Origin of the sequence: Labrenzia sp. THAF191a (assembly GCF_009363335.1) — a bacterium.
Classification (GTDB): Bacteria; Pseudomonadota; Alphaproteobacteria; order Rhizobiales; family Stappiaceae; genus Roseibium; species Roseibium algicola.
The window spans coordinates 3,660,663-3,679,754 of sequence record NZ_CP045333.1 but is presented as its reverse complement, the minus strand read 5'-3'; the positions used below and the strand labels follow the sequence as shown (position 1 = coordinate 3,679,754).

The window sequence follows — 19,092 nt, the reverse complement described above, 5'->3', positions numbered from 1 at the left end:
GCTGGTTTCAAAGACCCGGTGCGCATGGCACCGGGTCTGACATGTTTCTATCGTCCGGTCCTGGCGACCAGCTTAGAAAATGTCCTTGAAGTCGTCGATGTTGGAGCTGTCATAGACGAACGGGTCCGCCATCGCGCCTTCGTTGCTGTCGTTGAGCGTCAGCGTGCCCATACGTCCCATCGGGATTTCCGCGCCCGGCTTTGCTTCCGCGGCGCCGGTGGACAGGTTGTAGGCCAGCATGGTTGCCGAATAGCCAAGGTCGATCGGGTTCCAGATGGCGAACGACTTGGATGCACCGGATTCGATGTGGCCAGCCATTTCTGACGGCAGGCCGAGCCCGGTCACGTTGACCTGTCCTGCTTTTTCGGCGTCAGAGACTGCCTGAGCGGCCGCAACAATGCCCACGGACGTCGGAGCGATGATCGCCTTCAGATCCGGATAGGTCTGCATAAGGCCCTGGGCTTCACGGTAGGACTTGTCGGCAAGGTCATCACCATAGACGGTGGCGACCACGTTGATGCCCGGATAGTTATCCTTCACCTTGTTCATTTCCTCGATCCAGATGTTCTGGTTCGTGGCGGTTGCGGACGCGGACAGGACGGCGACATCACCGCCATCGGGCAGATGATCGGCGGCCAGCTTGATGATCATGTTGCCGATCAGCGGATTGGACGACGGATTGAGGTGAAGCTGGCGACCTTCCGGCGCAACGCCGCTGTCCCAGGAAATCACGGTAATGCCGCGGTCCATGGCTTTCTTCAGTGCCGGCACCAGGGCGTCCTGATCGTTGGCGGAGATAGCAATGGCATCCACCTTCTGGGCGATCAGCGCGTTGATGACCTCGATCTGACCTTCTGCGGTCGTGTCGGTCGGGCCGGTGTAGATGATCTCGACATCGCCGAGTTCCTTGGCAGCTTCTTCAGCGCCCTTGGCGGCAGCTTCAAAGAAGCCGATGCCGAGCGCCTTGACGACAAGGGCGATGCGTTTTTCCGCGGCACTGGCCGGTGCGGCGATGCAGACGGCGGCGACTGCTGTTGCCGCCAGAAGTGACTTGAGCAATTTCATGGTCTTCCTCCCTAAAGTGCTGCCGGCCCCTCCCAAGGTCCGGACAGTGTGCCGGCTACCCGTTCGAGGTTGCCTTGGTCTGTGCGGCGCTTGTTTCCGCCACGATCAGATGGATGTCGGCCTGTTCCAGCATGTTGGCCGCGCTGTCGGGGATCCTGTCATCGGTGATGACGGTGGAAATCCGCTCGAGCGGGCACAGGATCAGGCTGGAACGTGCGCTGAATTTCGATGAATCCGCCAGAACCACCAGTTCATCCGCCTGGCCGATCAGCTTCTGCTCGGCCTGAATGAGCAACGGATCGGCCTCCATGAGCCCAAGCGGCCCAAGCCCCTGGGCGCCCATGAACATGCGCGTCGCGTAGAAGTTCCGGGTCACGTCATTGTCGAAGGGGCTCAGGATGATGTTCTGTTCGCGATAGATCACCCCGCCCGAGAGCATGATGGTGTTCTTGGAATTCTTGAGGAGATGCTCGGCAATCGGAAACGAGTTAGTGAACACCTGGCAGCGCTTGGTTGCCAGCGGATGCACCATCTGAAAGGTGGTTGTGCCGCCGTTGATGATGATGGCATCGCCATCCTCGCACAGCTCCACCGCCTTTTGCGCGATTGCGCGTTTCTGAGCGATGTTGATCGTTTCGTTGACACTGAACGGACGCCCCGCCAGACCGACGAACTGCGGTGGATGAATGCTCTCCGCCCCACCCCGCACACGACGCAGCTTCTTCTGCACATGCAGCTGGGCAATGTCACGACGGATGGTCGCTTCTGAGGAATCCGTCAACGCCACCAGCTCCTGTACCGTCACGACCGGACGATCCTGGACTGCGGACAATATGATCCTGTGGCGTTCTTTCTCGTGCATCTGGTCCTCCCATTGATCAAACGTTTCCACCAACACCGGTCAATGTCAATCATAAAAAATCAAAAATGATCATTTTGCAGCGCAATATGATTGATATTGATCGTTTTTGATTGACAACCTGATCCGTTCAAGCGAGTTTCTAAACAACGAGACGCAAGCCGTCAGGCTTACCTGGGAGGAAAAGATGTTGAATTCCGCTGCCGGTTCCCGGCTTGCAAACCTGTGGGATGACCAGAAGGCTTCCGGCATGAGCGAAGCGGAGCTGCTGCTCTATCGCTCAAACCTCCTGGGCTCCGACAAGCGCATCACCAACTACGGTGGCGGCAACACCTCCGCCAAGGCGATGGAGAAGGATCCCCTCACCGGCGATCAGGTCGAGGTACTGTGGGTCAAGGGCTCGGGCGGCGATGTCGGCACCATCAAGATGGATGGTTTTGCGACACTCTACATGGACAAGCTGCGGGCACTTAAAGGGCTCTATCGCGGCGTCGAGTTTGAAGACGAGATGGTCGCCTGCCTGCCCCATTGCACCTTCAACCTGAACCCGCGCGCCGCCTCCATCGACACCCCGCTTCATGCCTATGTGCCGAAAAGCCATGTCGACCATATGCATCCGGACGCAATCATCGCCATTGCCGCGGCAAGCGACAGCAAGGCAATCACGCAGGAGATCTTCGGCGCCGACATCGGCTGGCTGCCCTGGAAGCGCCCGGGCTATGAACTGGGCCTGTGGCTGGAAAAATTCTGCCTTGAAAATCCGGAGGCTCGCGGGGTCGTTCTGGAAAGCCACGGACTCTTTACATGGGCTGACGACGCCAGGACCTGCTACGAAACCACCCTGGAGATCATCAACAAGGCGATTGCCTGGTTTGAGGAAAAGACGGCAGGAAAAGATGCCTTCGGCGGCTCGAAACACCGCGCCCTGGCTCCATCGGACCGGCGTGGGGTTGCCGCCCGCCTGATGCCCGCAATCCGGGGGATGGTATCCGGCAAGCAGCATATGGTCGGTCATTTTGACGACAGCGACGCTGTGCTGGAATTCGTCTGCGCCAATGACATGGAAGCCCTTGCCGCCCTCGGCACAAGCTGCCCGGATCATTTCCTGCGCACCAAGATCCGCCCGCTCGTGGTCGATTTCGATCCCGCCACCCCGGACATCGAGGCAACGCTTGCCGGGCTCGGTCAGGCAGCGGAAGCTTACCGTGACGACTATGCGGCCTATTATGAGCGCTGCAAGCACGACGACAGCCCTGCCCTTCGCGACCCGAACGCCGTTGTCTACCTGGTGCCGGGCGTCGGCATGATCACCTTCGCCAAGGACAAGGCGACCGCGCGGATTTCCGGCGAGTTCTACACCAACGCCATCAACGTCATGCGCGGCGCTTCCAGCGTTTCCACCTATCGCGGCCTGCCGGAACAGGAAGCCTTCGACATCGAATACTGGCTTCTGGAGGAAGCCAAGCTCCAGCGCATGCCCAAACCCAAGAGCCTTGCAGGCAAGATCGCGCTGGTAACCGGCGGCGCCGGCGGCATCGGCTCGGCCACCGCTGAACGCTTTCTGCGCGAAGGCGCCTGCGTGGTGCTGGCCGACATCGACGCGGACGCACTCGGGGCCGCCGCCGACAATCTCTCCGCACGCTATTCCAGGGACGTCGTGCGCACGGTGACGATGGATGTCACCAGTGAAGACGCCGTGGCAGACAGCTTTGCCAGAGCTGCACTGGAATTCGGCGGTGTCGACATTCTCGTTTCCAACGCCGGCATCGCGTCTTCCGCCCCGATCGAGGACACCACGCTCGACCTGTGGAACCGGAACATGTCGATCCTGTCGACCGGTTACTTCCTGGTGTCCCGTGAGGCCTTCAAGGTCATGAAGACGCAAGGGGTCGGTGGTTCCATCGTGTTCATCGGATCGAAGAACGGCCTCGCCGCGTCTCCCGGTGCCAGCGCCTATTGCACGGCCAAGGCTTCCGAATTGCACCTGGCCCGCTGCCTTGCCCTGGAAGGCGCTCCGGAGGGGATCCGCGTCAATGTGGTCAATCCGGACGCTGTCCTGCGCGGGTCCAAGATCTGGTCCGGTGACTGGCTGAAGGAACGCGCCAAAGCCTACGGCAAGGACACGTCGGAGCTGGAGGAACACTACCGCCAGCGCTCGCTGCTGAAACTGTCCGTGCTGCCGGAAGATATCGCCGAGGCAACCTACTTCTTCGCCTCCGAGTTTTCCGCCAAGTCGACCGGGAACATCATCAACGTCGACGCCGGCAACGTTCAGGCTTTCACGCGGTAGCAGTCCTCAAGGTAATCGAACCACATCTTCCCTCATCCTGAGGAGGACCGTCAGGTCCGTCTCGAAGGATGGGCCACACGATCAGAGCTTGCCGCCCATCCTTCGAGACGCGAGCAGGCTCGCTCCTCAGGATGAGGAAGTGGATTGAGGGAAGTGATCTTGGAACAAACGGATCGAAGAAAATCCGGGAAAGGATCTTCTCATGATGATCGACACATCGCTGGTCGCCGGGGAAAACGAGACCCGCACAGCCGACCTGAAGCGTGACTATGAAACCCTGGGCGAAAGGCTCGACCGGCGCGGCGTTTCCATCGATGCCGTCAAGGCGAAGGTCGCCGCCTATGGCGTTGCCGTGCCGTCCTGGGGTGTCGGCACCGGTGGCACGCGCTTTGCGCGTTTTCCCGGCAAGGGCGAACCGCGCCATATCTTCGACAAACTGGAAGATTGCAGTGTCATCCAGCAGCTGACCCGGGCAACACCAAACGTTTCCCTGCACATTCCCTGGGACAAGGCCGACCCGGCGGAGCTGAAGGCCAAGGCAAGTTCGCTCGGGCTTGGCTTTGACGCCATGAACTCCAACACTTTTCAGGATCAGGACGGCCAGCCACTTTCCTACAAGTTCGGCTCACTCAGCCACACGGATGCCAGCACGCGCAGGCAAGCCATTGAGCACAATCTGGAATGCATCGAGATCGGCAAGGCCATCGGCTCCAGGGCCCTGACCATCTGGATCGGCGACGGATCAAATTTCCCCGGCCAGGCCAACTTCACACGCCAGTTCGAGCGGTATCTGGACGCGGTAAAAGCGATTTATGCGGAACTGCCGGACGACTGGCGGCTGTTCACCGAGCACAAGATGTATGAGCCGGCATTCTATTCAACTGTCGTGCAGGACTGGGGCACCAACTACATGATCGCGCAGGAACTGGGCGAGAAGGCCTACTGCCTTGTCGATCTCGGCCACCATGCCCCCAACGCCAATATCGAGATGATCGTTGCCCGGCTGATCCAGTTCGGAAAGCTCGGCGGTTTCCACTTCAACGACAGCAAGTATGGCGATGACGATCTGGATACGGGCTCCGTCGATCCGTACCGGTTGTTCCTGGTGTTCAACGAACTGGTGGACGCCGAAACGCGGAAGGCGCCCGGCTTCGACCCGGCACATATGCTCGACCAGTCTCACAACGTGACCGACCCCATCGAAAGTCTGATGGTCTCCGCCATGGAAGTTCAGCGCGCCTATGCCGAGGCACTGCTGGTCGACAGGTCTGCCCTGGAAGGTTTTCAGGACACGAATGACGCCTTGATGGCAACAACCACCCTGAAAACCGCTTTCCGCACCGATGTCGAGCCGATCCTGGCCATGGCAAGACTGGAAAACGGCGGCGCCATCGACCCTGTTGCGGCTTATCGGACTGCCGGATACCGGCAAAAGGTCGCGGAGATCCGTCCGGAGGTTTCCGGGGCTGGCGGCGGGATCGTCTGACCCAGGAGTATTGACCAGAAAATACCGGCCGGGAGGGGCCCCCCTTCCCGGTCAGACAGAGGCGCGAATGAGCGAGACCAGTGCCTCGACTTCCGGATCGAATTCATCCTTGTTCGGGATCAAAAGCCCGTATCGGCTCATGTGCTCTTCCAGCCTGACCGGCAGAATGCGGATCAGGCCGTTTTCCTGATAGTAGTCGGCAACCGACTGCGGCAGAACGGCCAGCATGTCGCTTTTTCCGACCGCCAGCGTCGTCATCAGCATCGACGAGGTTTCAAGGCCGTAATGCGGTGCGGGCAGATCCGCATGTGCAAAAGCAAGCTCGATCGACATGCGCATCGGGCTGGGCCTTGGCTGCAGGATCCAGCTGAAATCACCAAGTTCCACGAGACTGAGCTGCTTGCTTGGCACCAGAGGATGCGACGACGCCGCCACGACAGCGAGCCTCTCCTGCCAGAGCGGTTCGAACCGAATGCCGGTCATGTCGAGATGTTCCACCGGCCGTCCCAGCACGATATCCAGCGCACCTTCGTTGAGCGCGGAAATGAGATTGTCGGAAGTCGACACCATCAGGCTGATCTGCGGACCGACATTGGTCTCCATCAGGTTCATCAGCAGCTCGGATACCTGCCCCGGCAAGGCTTCCATGATCGCGCCGAGCCGCACCTTGCCATATTCACCGCGCTGCATCGCCGACAATTGCGCCTTCAGCCGCCCGGTCTCGGAAATGATCTGGCGGGCATGCCGGGCAACCACCACGCCATAGGCCGTTGGCTTCATGCCCCTGGAAAGACGTTCGAACAGCGTGACCCCGAGCGTGTCCTCCACTTCCTTCAAAAGTTTTGTCGCCCCGGGCTGGGAAAGGTTCAGCTCGCGCGCGGATTCGTGCAGATTGGTCGTGACTTCCAGGCTTGCCACAAGGGCAAGCTGTTTGAACCGCAGGCGAGACAGGATCGCCATGTCGAAGGTTCCATACATATCGATCGATCCGCTCAGTCGTTGGCGTACCCGCTTGGCGGTCTCAATCGATACCGGATTTTTTCCTTTCCAGACAGTCAAATACCAGGCCTCATGTCTGTGTTTGGACTAACGGACGGCTGACCGCCCGGAGTTTTCCTCACTGCCCCCAGCGCAAAACCAGGGGATCGAGCCGGCGCAGAAGCGTCAGTAGCCTCTCGCGGACCGGCTGCGGCAGCGGGTCGATCGGATGCCGGCAGAAATCGGATTTGATGACACCGCCTTCGACCATCGCCGCCTTGCAGGAGCGCCAGCCGCACAAGCGGTTTTCGTGATTGATGACGGGCAGAACCCGCGCATAGGCATCTGCTGCCTCGTCGGTTTGGCCCGCGTGATAGAGCTCGATGACAGGCTTGATCTGGTCAACGATCATCCCCGAGGTCATCGATCCGCGCGCGCCTGCGTCCAGATCCGCCAGCAACGTGATGCCTTCTTCGCCATCAAATGGGCCTTCGATGGCAGGGCCGCCTTCAGCAATGAGAAACCGCAACTTGTTGGCAGCCTGCGGGCATTCGATCTTGAAGAGCTTCACCATCTCGATCTCGCGGGCCATCTTCACCAGAAGCGGCACCGGCAAGTCGACGCCGGACAGGGGCGCATCCTGGATCATGATCGGAATGCCGACCTCGCCGACGGCGGCGAATTGATCAAACGTCTGCTGGGCGTTCCCTTTCAAAAGAGCTCCGTGATAGGGCGGCATCATCATGACAATGGCTGCACCAAGCGACTTGGCAAGCTGCGCCTGCTCTACCGCGATCCGTGTCGCGAAATGGCTGATCGTGACGATGACAGGAACGCGGCCGTCGATATGCTCAATGCAAAGCCGTGTCAGCAACTCGCGCTCTGCATCCGACAACAGGAACTGCTCGGAGAAATTCGCCAGGATGCAGATGCCATCCGCGCCCTGGTCGATAAGGCAATCCAGCACGCGGCGCATGCCCGGTTCATCAAGCGAACCGTCTTCGTGAAAGGGTGTCGGGGCGACAGGCCAGATACCGGAATAAGGGGTCATGGGGCTACGTGCTTTTGTCTTTGAAGATAATGGATGAGCTTCCTGCCCCGGCTTGCGGGCCGGAGCAGGAAAGCCGGAAGGTCACTCGGCAATGTCGAAATGCTGGAGATGCTTGTCCGAGATCGTGATGCCGAGGCCGGGCAGATCGTCGTCAAGCTGCAGATAGCCGTCCACGGCTTCCGGGTCGCCTTCGAAGATGTAATAGAAGAGCTCGTTGCCGACCTCGACGTCGAACACCGGAAAATACTCGCTGATCGGGCAATTCGTGTTGGCCATGGTCAGATGGTAGTTGTGCATCTGGCCCGCATGGGGAATGACCGGGATCTGGGCAGCTTCGGCAATGGCGTTGATCTTCTGCGCCGCCGTAATGCCGCCAACCCGGTTGGTATCATACTGCAGGATGCTGACAGCCTTGCGGTTGATGAGCTCGGCACAGCCGATCACCGAAAACTCGTGTTCGCCGCCGGAAATCGGCACGATGTTCATAGCATTGAGTTCGGCATACCCGGCAACGTCATCGGCAATCACGGGCTCCTCGAGCCAGCGTGGCTCGTAGGGAGCGAGTTTCGGCAACATGCGCTTGGCATAGTCGAGGTTCCAGCCCATGTAGCATTCCAGCATGAGGTCATTGTCGTAGCCGATGACCTCGCGAACCGCCTCGACCCGCTTCAGGTTTTCCCGCATGCCCGGCATGCCGTCCTTGGGGCCAAAGCCAAAGCGGGACTTGAAGGCCTTGTAGCCGCCCTTCATTGCCTCCTCGGCTTCCTTCTGCATCGCCTCGATCGATCCGGCGTAGAGCTTGGAATAATAAACCGGGATCTTTTCCTTGGTGCGACCGCCCAGAAGCTTGAAAACCGGCTTGCCGACCAGCTTGCCCATCAGGTCCCAGATCGCGATATCGATGGCCGAGATGGCCGTCATGCCGATCCCCTTGCGCCCCCAGGCGTGGCTGCGCCGGTACATCTTTTCCCAGATGTAGGCATAGTCGAACGGATCTTCGCCGATCACCAGTGGTGCGTACCAGTCGTCGATGGCCTTCTTGACGACCGAGGGAGCCAAGGCGGCGTTGCCGATGCCGATGGTGCCGTCTTCCGTCTCGACTTCACATGTCAGCCACTGGTGAAAGCGGAAGGACGACATGGCATCGCCCTTCATCCAAAGGGCATCGGAAGCGTTGGTGCAGAAGTTGCCCTGCGGCGGGACCGTCGGACCTTTCCAGGTCCAGACGCGCGTGCGTACGGATTTGATTTTCATATGACTGATCCACTCAATTGGAAATTCGGGAAGTCCGGCGCCGCGTTCCCATGGCGCAGGCAATGTTCCAGGCGTTGCGCATCGGGCCGACATTGGCCGTTCCCTTGCCGCGAATGTCGAAGGCGGTTCCATGTGCCGGTGTGGTGATCGGGATCGGCAGACCGCCCTGCACCGTCACCCCCTGCCAGAAGCCCAGCAGCTTGATCGCGATCTGCCCCTGATCGTGATAGAGCGTCACGATGGCGTCGAGTTCCTTTGCGACCGCTTTCAGGAAAATGGTGTCGGAGGGATAAGGCCCTTCCACAGGCAGGCCCAGCGCCTTGGCACGTTCGACTGCAGGCGTGATGATCTCGATTTCTTCCGTTCCGAAATTGCCGTTGTCGCCATTGTGCGGATTAAGGCCGCAGACACCAATCCGCGGGCTCTCGAAACCGGCATCCTTCAAGGCCGAATGGATCAGCCGCGCAGCCTCGATGATCTTGTCTTCGGTGATGAGGTCGGCAACATCGCGCAGGGCGATGTGGCTCGTTACCCGGCTGGTCCATAGACCGTCCATCACGTTGAGTTCCGAGACACTGCCATTGTGGCCCAGCCGGTCGGCAAACCAGTGCAGCTCGTCCGACTGGCTCATGCCGGCCGAATGAAGTGATGCCTTGTTGAGCGGGGCAAAGACCAGCGCATCCGCCTTGCCTGCCCGAACCATGTCGACCCCCATGCCAAGCGTTTCCAGGCAATGCGCGCCACCTTCCGCGCTCACCTCGGCACGTTTCCAGCCACCTTCCGGAGCCTTGCCAACCTGCAGGAATGCCGGAACCCCGGACCCTTGCTCGGGCAACGCAGCCGATGAGACGACCTGATAGTCGAAACGGACACCGGCGATCTCCATGCCGGTTTTCAGCTCTCCCTCGTCTCCAAGGATCAGGATATCCGCCGCCTGGCGGGCTTCCTCCTCGGCAAGAAGCCGGGCGACCAGTTCAGAGCCGATACCCGCCGGATCGCCAAGGGTCAGAACCAAACGCGGTTTGGGCGTCGTCATTGAATAAACTCCGTCAAAGCAAGGGAAACCTGGGGAACGTAGGTCACCAGAAGCAGGATCAGGGCGAGCACGCCGATGAACGGCAGGTTGGCACGGGACGTTTCCCAGATGCCCGCCTTGGCAATCGAGCAGGATGTGATCAGCACCGAGGCAACAGGCGGTGTCTGCTGACCGATGGCAAGGTTGAGTGTCACCATGATGCCGAAATGGATCGGGTCGATGCCAACCGCATTCACCAGCGGCATGACCACCGGCACGACCAGGATGATTGCCGCCGCCCCGTGCAGGAACATGCCAAGCACCAGCAAGAGCAGGTTGAGCAAGGCCAGCACGATGAAGGGATTGGTGGTCAGTTCGGTGATCTGCGCGGCCAGTTGCTGCGGCACCTGGGCCTGCGTCAGGAACAGCCCGAGCGCGGCGGATGTTGCCACCAGCAGCATGACCACACCCGTCTGACTGATACCTTCCAGCATGGTCTTGCGCAGGCGCCGGACATCGAGATCCCGGTAGATGAACAGGCCGATCACCAGGGCCGCCAGTACCGCCAGCCCGGCGCCTTCCGTTGCCGTGACAATACCGGAGAATATGCCGCCCAGGATGATCACCGGCATGGTGAGCGCCCAGAAAGCTTCCCGGAAGGTTTTGGCAACGTGGCGAAGGTCGAAGCCTTCAGCGCGCGGCAGGTTGTAGCGAACCGCCAGAATATAGGTGACGATCATCAGCAGTCCGCCGCCGAGAACGCCCGGAACGATACCGGCCACGAACAGCTTCAGCACCGAAGTTTCGGCAATTGCACCATAAAGGATCATGGGAATGGACGGCGGAATGATGATGGCAAGGGACGCCGAAGACGAGGTGATTGCCGCCGCAAGCGTTCGGGAATAGCCGCGTTTCTTCATTTCCGGGATCAGCACTGTACCGGTGGCGGCCACATCGGCCACGGCTGACCCGGAAATTTCGGCAAAGACCATCGAAACACCGATGTTGACCATGCCCAGCCCGCCACGGACAAAGCCGATGAGAGCAGTGACAAAGTTGATCAGCCTGACGGAAATGCCTGACGTGTTCATCAGGTTACCGGCAAGGATGAACAGCGGAATGGCGATCAGCGGAAACGAGGTCGAGCCCGAATAGAGCGCGATGGCCATGTCGTAGAGCCGGTCCGTACCCGAAGTCAGGACGAACCCGCCGAGAGCGACAATCCCGATTGCCACGGCAATCGGCACGTTGATCAGGATCAGTCCGATGAGGACGATCGTTGTCAGAAGAAGGATCATCGCGTGCCCTCACGTGCGTGCATGGCCTTGGCCTCTTCTTCAGCCTCGGCAATTGCGTGTTCGATTTCCGCGTGTTCCCGATCAACGCCGGCGGCAGCGTCGCGCAACGTGCGTGGCAGCGTCAGCAGCGTTCCGATGATCATGAGACCTGAGGTGATGGGGATGACCGATTGCACGATGTCGAGCGTCATCCACGGAAGGCTGAGGAGTGAATCCCACTTGGCAACCGCCAGAACCGCATAGCCGTACCAGGCAACAATTGCGAAGAAGGCGATGACGAGCAGCTCAGAAAAGGCCGTCAGCGCCACCGCCAGCCCTCTCGGCATGGCAGTAACCAGGCCGGAAAAGGACATGTGATGCCGCATGAAGACAGCGTAGGTCGCGCCGAAGTAGGTCAACCACGCCAGCATCACGCTGGCCAGTTCGTCGTACCAGGACGGCGAAGCCCCCAGGTAGCGCATTGTCGTCGAGTAGATGACCGCTCCCGTCAAGGCGAGCAGAAGTGCGATGCAGACAGCCTCGATTGCGCGCAACAAAAGGCGCTCGAACAAAGCAATCATGGCTCCTCCCAGAGAAATTGCCGGCCGGTTGGTCCGGCCGGCTGTTTTGTCAGTTGCTTGTTTGATCAGTCGGCAAGGCTCTGCGCCAGCCCCACCAGCTTGTCGCCACCCTCAACCTTTGCTGCAAAGGCTTCGTAGATCGGCGCAGATGCTGCGATGAAAGCGGACTTGTCGGCCTCGTTCACCTCGACCCCGGCGGCACGCACCTTGTCGACCAGCTCCCTGTCCGCAGTCTCGCCTTCATTGAGCGACCAGTCCTGCACCGAAGCGGCAACTTCCGATACGGCCGTCTTGACGTTTTCCGGCAGCTTGCCCCAGGTTCCGGCACCCGTCGTCAGGTAGGTCGGCGAATAGACGTGACCTGTCAGGCTGAGATACTTCTGAACTTCCTGAAAATTGGCGCCGACAATGTTGGTGAGCGGATTTTCCTGCCCGTCCATGGTGCCGGTCTGCAGGGCCACGAACACTTCCGAAAATGCCATCGGCGTCGGGTTGGAGCCCCACTCCTTGAACATCGCGACGCGCCACTCGGAAGACGGTGTACGGATTTTCAGCCCGTCCAGGTCAGCCGGAGTGTTGATCGGGCGGGAGTTGTTCGTGATCTGGCGGAACCCGTTTTCCCAGGTCGAAATCACATGAAGACCGGCGGCTTCCGCCTTGGGAGCCAGCTCCGTCTTGACCAGATTGGCGTCGATGGCCTTCAGATGCTCGCGGTCCTTGACGAGGAACGGCATATCGAACAGAGCGAATTCCGGCGCCACGTTGGTCATGATGGACGAAATCAGGGTGAACTGCACGGTGCCGAGACGCAGCTTCTGCATCAGCTCCTTCTCGTCGCCCAGCTGTGCGTCGGCATAAAATTCGACCTTGTCGGCATCGCCGAGGCGCGCCTGCAGCTCCTCGGCAAACTTCTGCGCGCTGCGGCCCTGCAAGCTGTTGGAAGCCGCGCCAACGGCAACGATGTAGGTCTCGGCCTGCGCGGGCAGCGCACCGAAAGCAAAGACGGACGCGAGCAGGCCCGCACAAAGGCCCTTGTGTATCTTGTTCATTGATGTCTCCTCCACTTGACGGGACCGACGACCGGCGACGGACGTCAACTCCCACCTAAGGGAACCTAGTGAAAGTCCGTTGCCAAGAATAATGGGAAGACAGGATCGACCGATAACCAAATGGAATTGATCACACCTGTTGCGAAAACCATGAGAGCAAGTACCAGCGCCAGCTGCAAGCCCGATAACGGCGGTTTTCGCCCCTTGTCCCAAGCCGAAATGCAGCGCTCTGTAGCCTGATCAACCGAACTTTGGCACAGTCTGGCACTGCCAGAAATCAACCGGAAGGCCCATGGCGTGAAAGCCCAATATGTGGAACTGATCGACGCTGTCGCGACCCTTGGAAGCCTGGCCGCGGCCGCGAAGGTCCTTGGGAAATCTCAGCCCGCAATCACCAAGGCGTTGAAGAAGATCGAGGGCGATCTCGGCGTTGTTCTGTTTCACCGGGTGCCGAGCGGCATCGTGCCGACACTGGAAGGCCAGACTGTCATCGACCGCTGCCGCCGCATCCAAAGCGACCTGAAAAAGCTCTCGGAAGATGTCGCCCAGTCACGCGGGCAATATGTCGGCATGATTTCGGTCGTGGTCTCGCCGCTCGCCGCGCTGAAGATCATTCCTCCTGTGCTGCGCCGGTTTCAGAACCGGTTTCCGGGCATCGAGCTGAACATCACCGGAGGCCACGCCCCGAAGGCCTTTCACGCGCTGAGGTCGGGCGAAGCGGATTTCGTCATCGGCCCGGCTCCTGACGGACAGCCCAAGGCAGGGCTTCATGTCGAACCACTGCTGACGACATCGGTGACCTTCCTTGCCGGCCAGCAGTCCTACCTGAAGGACCTGTCAAAACCGCAGGATCTGTTGAATGCACGATGGGCCGTTATCGGTCCGAGCAGCCGCCGGCCTCTTTTTCAGGACTTCTTCCGCCTGCACGGTCTGCAAGGGCCCGATCCTGTCATCCGCTCCGATTCGATCCTCAGTATCCTGTCCGTTCTGGAACAGTCCGACATCGTCTGTTCGTTTCCATCGCTCATTGTGGACGAGGTCAGGGAACGGTGGTCCGTGACGGCGCTGCCTGTCGACCTGAGCATGCTGACGGTGGATATTGCCCTTACCTGGACCAAGGAAAGGCTGCTGACGCCTGCTGCCCTCGCCTTTGCAGACATCGTTCGCGAGGAAGGCCGCAATTGCGCTCCTCAGACCTGAATGAGTATAACCTGAAGTTATATCCATGAGTTCGAGTTAATTGAGGGATATACCTCCGGAGTGCTAGTCTTCCCCCCAAGAAGGCCGCAGAAGCGGCACCTTGGGAGGACATCTGAGTGAATATCCTGTTCGTCATGTACGACCAGCTGCGCTTCGACTATCTGAGCTGCGCGGGACACCCGTATCTGCACACCCCGAATTTTGACCGGGTTGCCGCCAGGGGCGTGCGCTTTACCAATGCCTATGTGCAATCTCCCATATGTGGCGCCAGCCGGATGAGCTTCTACACCGGGCGCTATGCGTCCTCCCATGGGGCACAGTGGAATGGCTTCCCGCTCCGGGTCGGCGAACACACGCTCGGCGATCACCTGCGCAAGTCCGGCATGGACTGCTGGCTTATCGGCAAGACGCACATGAAGGTGGATGCGGAAGGCATGACCCGGCTCGGGCTGTCCCCGGACAGCATCATAGGCGCCCGGCAGGCCGAGTGCGGATTTGATGTCTGGGTGCGGGACGACGGGCTCTGGGGCGAAGGGCCGGACGGCTTTTATGACGAAAAACGGTCGCCTTACAACGAATACCTCAAGTCCCGTGGTTATGCGGGAGAGAACCCCTGGGCGGATTTCGCCAACGCCGGCGTCGAAAACGGCGAGAAGGCGTCCGGCTGGATGTTCGACAATGCGGACAAGCCCGCCAATATTCGCGAGGAAGACAGCGAAACACCCTGGCTGACGACCCGCACGATCGAATTCATCGAACAGGCGAAAGCCCCATGGTGCGCGCATGTCAGCTACATCAAGCCCCATTGGCCATACATCGTGCCGGCGCCCTACCACGACATGTACGGGCAGAACCATGTTCCCGCAGCGGTCCGCGCCGATGTCGAGCGCGACAACGCCCACCCTGTCTACGCGGCTTTCATGGCCAACAAGATCGCAGCTGCCTTTCAGCAGGAAGATGTGCGCCGAAAGGTCATTCCCGCCTACATGGGCCTGATCAAGCAATGCGACGACCAGCTCGGCAGGCTCCTGGACTACCTGGAAGAGACCGGCCGGATGGAGGACACGATGATCGTGCTCACCTCCGACCACGGCGATTATCTCGGTGACCACTGGCTCGGCGAAAAGGACCTGTTCCACGAGCCTTCGGTCAAGATCCCGATGATCGTCTATGATCCGCGCTCCGAAGCCGATGCCACAAGAGGCACCACCTGCGACGCACTGGTGGAGGCGATCGACCTTGCCCCGACATTTCTGGAAGCTGCCGGCGGGGCCGAAGTCGGTCACATCCTGGAAGGCCGCAGTCTGAGCCCCTGGCTGCGCGGGGAGACGCCCGACTGGCGAGAGGCGGTCATCAGCGAATACGACTATTCCGTCACCCCCATGTGCGCCTCCCTTGGCGTCAGCACCTGGGATGCCCGTCTCTTCATGGTGTTCGACGGCCGCTTCAAGCTGATCCATGCCGAAGGCGGTTTCCGGCCGATGCTGTTCGACCTGCAGAACGATCCCGACGAATTCCACGACCTGGCCAAGACGGACGACCATGAGGCCGAGATCGCCCGCATGTACGACCTTCTGGCCCGCTGGGGCCGGCGTATGTCGCAGCGCGTGACGCGGTCGGATGCCGATATCGCCGCCATGCGCGGCAAGTCCGCCCGGCGCGGTATTCTTCCGTTCCTGAAGGATGGATCGGAAGTGCCGGAGGAACTGACCGAGGCCTATCGCGGCCCTGCCCTGCAGGATCATGTTTCGCCCGAAAAGGGAGGACGTTGAGGTGAGCACGGCAACAGGCGACGCCCCGGCTATTGCCCGTAGCGACAAGTGGATTGCCGACTGTCTCGCCGTGCTTTTCGTGCTCGTGATCGTTACATATGCGGCCTCCGGCCCGATCACGGATTTTGTCCGCTGGTTCATCGAGACCACAACACAAGGCTTCGATGAACTGTCGCGCCGCGATCAGCGCGCCCTGTTGCGTGATCATTGGATGGGTGCCGGTTACCGCTCGTTCGAACGATCCTTCCTGCTGCCGACCGGGCTGATCATCGGCCTGCCAATCGTCTTTTCCTTTGCCATCTGTCTGCTGACACTGCACCGGGGCCGCGCCTGGCGCTGGCTCAACTGGGCGCTGACGCTGCTTGCGCTCGCCGCCTTTGTGTCCTGGATGCTGAAGATCTTCGCGACCGACGGCGGGGCACTGCCAAGCGCCAGCCCCATCGACTTCGTGATGTTCCCGATCGCCTCCGCCATTACGCTTTATCTGACCTGGCGCATGTTCGGCGGCTTCATCGTCGCCTTCTGCCTGTTCTGGGTGGTCTATTTCTTCATTCGCGGCTACCTGCCGGACTGGACCGGCATTCTGGCCGGATCCGACTCCACATTCGGGCAGAGCCTGCGCGCCATGGTGTTGAACTTCTGGGCCCAGACCGGAGGCCAGTTCGGTCAGCCCCTGCAGGTCGTGTCCGGCAGCGTGCTGATCTTCATCGTTTTCGGTGCGGTGATGATGGCTTCGGGCGCGGGCGACCTGCTGATGAAGATCGCCAACCGGCTCACCGGAGGGCTCGTCGGCGGTGCCGCTCACGCGGCGGTCGCCTCCTCCGCCCTATTCGGCACGCTCTCCGGCGCGGCCATCTCCAACGTCGTCTCCACCGGCGTGATGACCATTCCGGTCATCAAGAAATCCGGCTTCAAGCCCGCCTTTGCCGGCGCCGTGGAAGCTGCCGCCTCCACCGGCGGTCAGATCATGCCGCCGGTGATGGGGGTCGTCGCCTTCTTCGTCGCCGGGCAGATCGGGCTGGAATACCGCTACATCGTCGTGTCGGCCATCCTGCCCGCGATCATGTTCTATTTCGCTACCTTCCTGACCGTCTATTTCGAGGCCCGGCGTCTTGGCATCGGGGCCCTGCCGAAGGAGCAACGGCCGCCGCTGACAGGCAAGGAATGGGTGCAGTGCCTTGTCTTTGTCGTGCCGCTGGGTGTCCTTACCTATTTCCTGTTCAGCCAGCCGTCCGTACCCAAGGCGGGGTTCTACGGCTTTGTTGCCGCCATCGTCTCCGCGCTGGTCCTGTTCAGCGAATTCCGGTCCCGCACACGCCTCTGGCAGGCGTTCGTCAACGCGGGTCGCATGGCAGCTACAATCGTCGTCATCGTTACGGCTATCGGACTGATCGTCGGCCTGATCCAGGTGTCCGGTTTTGCCGGCCGCCTTGCGCTGTTGCTGACACAGCTGGCCAGTGGGCCGTTGCCGCTCGTACTCATCGTCGTTGCCCTCGGCGCCATCGTGCTCGGCATGGGTCTGCCGCCTGGCGCGACCTATTTCATTATCGTGATCGCGCTCTCTTCCGGCATTGATGCGGTTGGTATCCCCGAACTGACGCTGCACCTGTTCGTGGTCTTCTTTGCGGTCATGTCCACGGTTACCCCGCCCGTTGCGCTCGCCGCCTTTGCCGCCGCCCCGATTGCCGGGGCCGACCCGATCCGCACGGGTTTCGAAGCCGCCCGGATCGGCATTGCCGGCTTCCTGATTCCCTTTGTCTTCGTCTATCACCCGGCGGTTCTCTACAAGCTGCAGGTGCTGTTCGCCTGGTTCGGCACCGGCGCGCCGGACAGCAAGGCGATGGTCGATCTCGCGACAGTCTCCTGGGGAGCGTTCTTCTGGATCATCGCCGCTTTCGCGCTCGCCATGTGGTCGATCGCTTCCGCTTTGGCCGGGTTCGACCGGGGGCGCCTGCCGTACTGGGAGCGTATTTTGCGCATTTGCCTCGGCCTGCTGGTTCTGGTGCCGAATGTGGCCATTGCCGGTGCAGCCGCGGTTCTGATCCTGGCGGACCTCGCCTTTCACGCAATGCGGCACCGGAGCCCTGCCGCCGCGCCCAATCCATCACAATGAAAAGAGCAATTTTCCACGGGAGGACGGAATGAAACGATTTGCCTTTACAGCCCTTGCGGGCCTGATACTGGCCGGCTCTGCGTCGGCTCAAGACACCACGCTCAAGATGCAGACCATCGAGCCAAGCCTCGGTCAGGCAATCACCATGGCGACCTTCGCCAACATCGTGACGAACAAGCTCGATGATGTTTCCATCGAAGTCGCAGGCGGCGGCGCGGCAACGCTTCACCAGATGGAAACCGCTCGCGGCAATCTCGACATGTACATGATCTCGCCGACCATCCACATCCTGATGAGCAACGGTGCGGCCATGTACAAGAACGAGCCGGAAGCCCCGGAACTTGCCAAGAATGTGCAGGTGCTGATGTGGTTCCCCTACGGCCAGTATCACTTCGCCGTTCGTGGTGACAGCGACATCACCGTTCTGGACGACATCGAAGGTGCAACGGTCTTCCTCGGACCGCAAGGAGGCGGTGCTTACAACGCAGCCAAGGGCTGGATCGAGGCCACCACCGGACTAGTCGCCGGTGAGGACTACGACGCCATCAAGGCAAACTGGGCGACCGGCTTCCAGTCCTTCCTGGACGGCAAGGTGGAAATGTATGTCAACGGTTGCATCGACCCGTGCCAGCAGTTCATCCAGTTCACCGAAACCGAGACAGTCCGCTTCATCGGACCGGAAGACGATCAGGGTGAAGAGGTCGACAAGTTCCTCGGCAAGTTCCGCCAGCGGGCTGAAATTCCGGCAGGTCTCTACGAGAATCAGGTGAATGACGGTCCGGTCATGTCGAACGACACGGCAGTGGGGATCGGTGTGCGTGCGGACCTTGACGAAGAACTCGTCTACCGGATCACCAAGGCCTTCTGGGAAAACCTTGGCAGCATCACAACCGATGCCCCCTGGGCCAAGGCCTTGTCGCCAGACTATGCTGCACAGACACTCGGCACGGCCACGTTCCACCCGGGCGCTGCCCGTTACTACAAGGAAATCGGGGTTCAATAACCGGCGTTAGCCCTGACCGACGAATAGCGGCCGGGCAAATCCACCAAGACCGGGGGTCTCCAGCCGTGAGCGCAGACCCCCGGCAAAGTTGCATCTATC

The 19,092-nt window shown here is 60.4% G+C and carries 15 protein-coding genes; 6 read left to right on the top strand and 9 right to left on the bottom strand.

Annotation, left to right across the window (positions count from 1 at the left end; translation table 11 throughout):
* Positions 1–72: 72 nt before the first annotated feature.
* Together rhaS and FIV05_RS16865 are read right to left on the bottom strand one after the other, a co-directional pair.
* Complete coding sequence (gene rhaS / locus FIV05_RS16870; RefSeq protein WP_077292528.1) at positions 73–1,065, bottom strand: rhamnose ABC transporter substrate-binding protein; 993 nt, start codon at positions 1,063–1,065, stop codon at positions 73–75.
* A gap of 55 nt (positions 1,066–1,120) precedes the next feature.
* Entirely contained in the window at positions 1,121–1,927 is an 807-nt protein-coding gene (locus tag FIV05_RS16865; protein WP_031269240.1) for a DeoR/GlpR family DNA-binding transcription regulator, read from the bottom strand.
* A 184-nt stretch (positions 1,928–2,111) separates the two neighbouring features.
* Here FIV05_RS16865 and FIV05_RS16860 point away from each other — a divergent pair, with 184 nt between their 5' ends.
* Positions 2,112–4,214, top strand: coding sequence for a bifunctional rhamnulose-1-phosphate aldolase/short-chain dehydrogenase (locus FIV05_RS16860; RefSeq protein WP_152510369.1), 2,103 nt, complete (start codon positions 2,112–2,114; stop codon positions 4,212–4,214).
* Positions 4,215–4,416: 202 nt separating this feature from the next.
* A complete protein-coding gene (gene rhaI, locus FIV05_RS16855; RefSeq protein WP_152510368.1) occupies positions 4,417–5,700 on the top strand; it encodes an L-rhamnose catabolism isomerase in 1,284 nt (427 codons plus the stop codon).
* A gap of 51 nt (positions 5,701–5,751) precedes the next feature.
* On the opposite strand, the gene FIV05_RS16850 is transcribed toward rhaI, so the two are convergent.
* The 7 genes from FIV05_RS16850 to FIV05_RS16820 form a co-directional block, all read right to left on the bottom strand.
* A complete protein-coding gene (locus FIV05_RS16850) occupies positions 5,752–6,759 on the bottom strand; it encodes a LysR family transcriptional regulator (protein WP_152510367.1) in 1,008 nt (335 codons plus the stop codon).
* A gap of 58 nt (positions 6,760–6,817) precedes the next feature.
* Positions 6,818–7,729, bottom strand: a complete 912-nt coding sequence (locus FIV05_RS16845) for a dihydrodipicolinate synthase family protein (RefSeq protein WP_152510366.1) — start codon at positions 7,727–7,729, stop codon at positions 6,818–6,820.
* Positions 7,730–7,810: 81 nt separating this feature from the next.
* Complete coding sequence (locus tag FIV05_RS16840; protein ID WP_023000847.1) at positions 7,811–8,983, bottom strand: L-rhamnonate dehydratase; 1,173 nt, start codon at positions 8,981–8,983, stop codon at positions 7,811–7,813.
* A 13-nt stretch (positions 8,984–8,996) separates the two neighbouring features.
* A complete protein-coding gene (locus FIV05_RS16835; RefSeq protein WP_152510365.1) occupies positions 8,997–10,019 on the bottom strand; it encodes a 4-hydroxythreonine-4-phosphate dehydrogenase PdxA in 1,023 nt (340 codons plus the stop codon).
* The gene (locus FIV05_RS16830) at positions 10,016–11,296 is read right to left on the bottom strand and encodes a TRAP transporter large permease (RefSeq protein ID WP_077292523.1); all 1,281 of its coding nucleotides are present in this window, start codon (positions 11,294–11,296) and stop codon (positions 10,016–10,018) included. Before FIV05_RS16830 ends, FIV05_RS16835 begins: the two co-directional genes overlap by 4 nt.
* Positions 11,293–11,856 carry a TRAP transporter small permease subunit gene (locus FIV05_RS16825; protein ID WP_152510364.1) on the bottom strand — a complete coding sequence of 188 codons (564 nt, stop codon included), beginning with the start codon at positions 11,854–11,856 and terminating at the stop codon, positions 11,293–11,295. Before FIV05_RS16825 ends, FIV05_RS16830 begins: the two co-directional genes overlap by 4 nt.
* 65 nt (positions 11,857–11,921) lie before the next feature.
* The gene (locus FIV05_RS16820) at positions 11,922–12,905 is read right to left on the bottom strand and encodes a TRAP transporter substrate-binding protein (RefSeq protein ID WP_023000843.1); all 984 of its coding nucleotides are present in this window, start codon (positions 12,903–12,905) and stop codon (positions 11,922–11,924) included.
* A 297-nt stretch (positions 12,906–13,202) separates the two neighbouring features.
* Here FIV05_RS16820 and FIV05_RS16815 point away from each other — a divergent pair, with 297 nt between their 5' ends.
* From FIV05_RS16815 to FIV05_RS16800, 4 genes are all read left to right on the top strand, one after another.
* The gene (locus FIV05_RS16815; RefSeq protein ID WP_055655099.1) at positions 13,203–14,105 is read left to right on the top strand and encodes a LysR family transcriptional regulator; all 903 of its coding nucleotides are present in this window, start codon (positions 13,203–13,205) and stop codon (positions 14,103–14,105) included.
* 116 nt (positions 14,106–14,221) lie between these two features.
* Positions 14,222–15,877, top strand: a complete 1,656-nt coding sequence (locus FIV05_RS16810) for a sulfatase-like hydrolase/transferase (RefSeq protein WP_152510363.1) — start codon at positions 14,222–14,224, stop codon at positions 15,875–15,877.
* A 1-nt stretch (position 15,878) separates the two neighbouring features.
* On the top strand, positions 15,879–17,990 hold the full coding sequence (locus FIV05_RS16805; protein WP_173013874.1) for a TRAP transporter fused permease subunit: 2,112 nt from the start codon (positions 15,879–15,881) through the stop codon (positions 17,988–17,990).
* A gap of 28 nt (positions 17,991–18,018) precedes the next feature.
* Positions 18,019–18,993 carry a TAXI family TRAP transporter solute-binding subunit gene (locus FIV05_RS16800; protein ID WP_152510361.1) on the top strand — a complete coding sequence of 325 codons (975 nt, stop codon included), beginning with the start codon at positions 18,019–18,021 and terminating at the stop codon, positions 18,991–18,993.
* Positions 18,994–19,092 lie beyond the last annotated feature (99 nt).

Coding starts and splice junctions, on each gene's coding strand:
- FIV05_RS16840 (WP_023000847.1), bottom strand. CDS start 8,983: ATGAAAATCAAATCCGTACGCACGCGCGTCTGGACCTGGAAAGGTCCG.
- FIV05_RS16835 (WP_152510365.1), bottom strand. CDS start 10,019: ATGACGACGCCCAAACCGCGTTTGGTTCTGACCCTTGGCGATCCGGCG.
- FIV05_RS16865 (WP_031269240.1), bottom strand. CDS start 1,927: ATGCACGAGAAAGAACGCCACAGGATCATATTGTCCGCAGTCCAGGAT.
- FIV05_RS16860 (WP_152510369.1), top strand. CDS start 2,112: ATGTTGAATTCCGCTGCCGGTTCCCGGCTTGCAAACCTGTGGGATGAC.
- rhaS (WP_077292528.1), bottom strand. CDS start 1,065: ATGAAATTGCTCAAGTCACTTCTGGCGGCAACAGCAGTCGCCGCCGTC.
- FIV05_RS16845 (WP_152510366.1), bottom strand. CDS start 7,729: ATGACCCCTTATTCCGGTATCTGGCCTGTCGCCCCGACACCCTTTCAC.
- FIV05_RS16820 (WP_023000843.1), bottom strand. CDS start 12,905: ATGAACAAGATACACAAGGGCCTTTGTGCGGGCCTGCTCGCGTCCGTC.
- FIV05_RS16830 (WP_077292523.1), bottom strand. CDS start 11,296: ATGATCCTTCTTCTGACAACGATCGTCCTCATCGGACTGATCCTGATC.
- rhaI (WP_152510368.1), top strand. CDS start 4,417: ATGATGATCGACACATCGCTGGTCGCCGGGGAAAACGAGACCCGCACA.
- FIV05_RS16800 (WP_152510361.1), top strand. CDS start 18,019: ATGAAACGATTTGCCTTTACAGCCCTTGCGGGCCTGATACTGGCCGGC.
- FIV05_RS16825 (WP_152510364.1), bottom strand. CDS start 11,856: ATGATTGCTTTGTTCGAGCGCCTTTTGTTGCGCGCAATCGAGGCTGTC.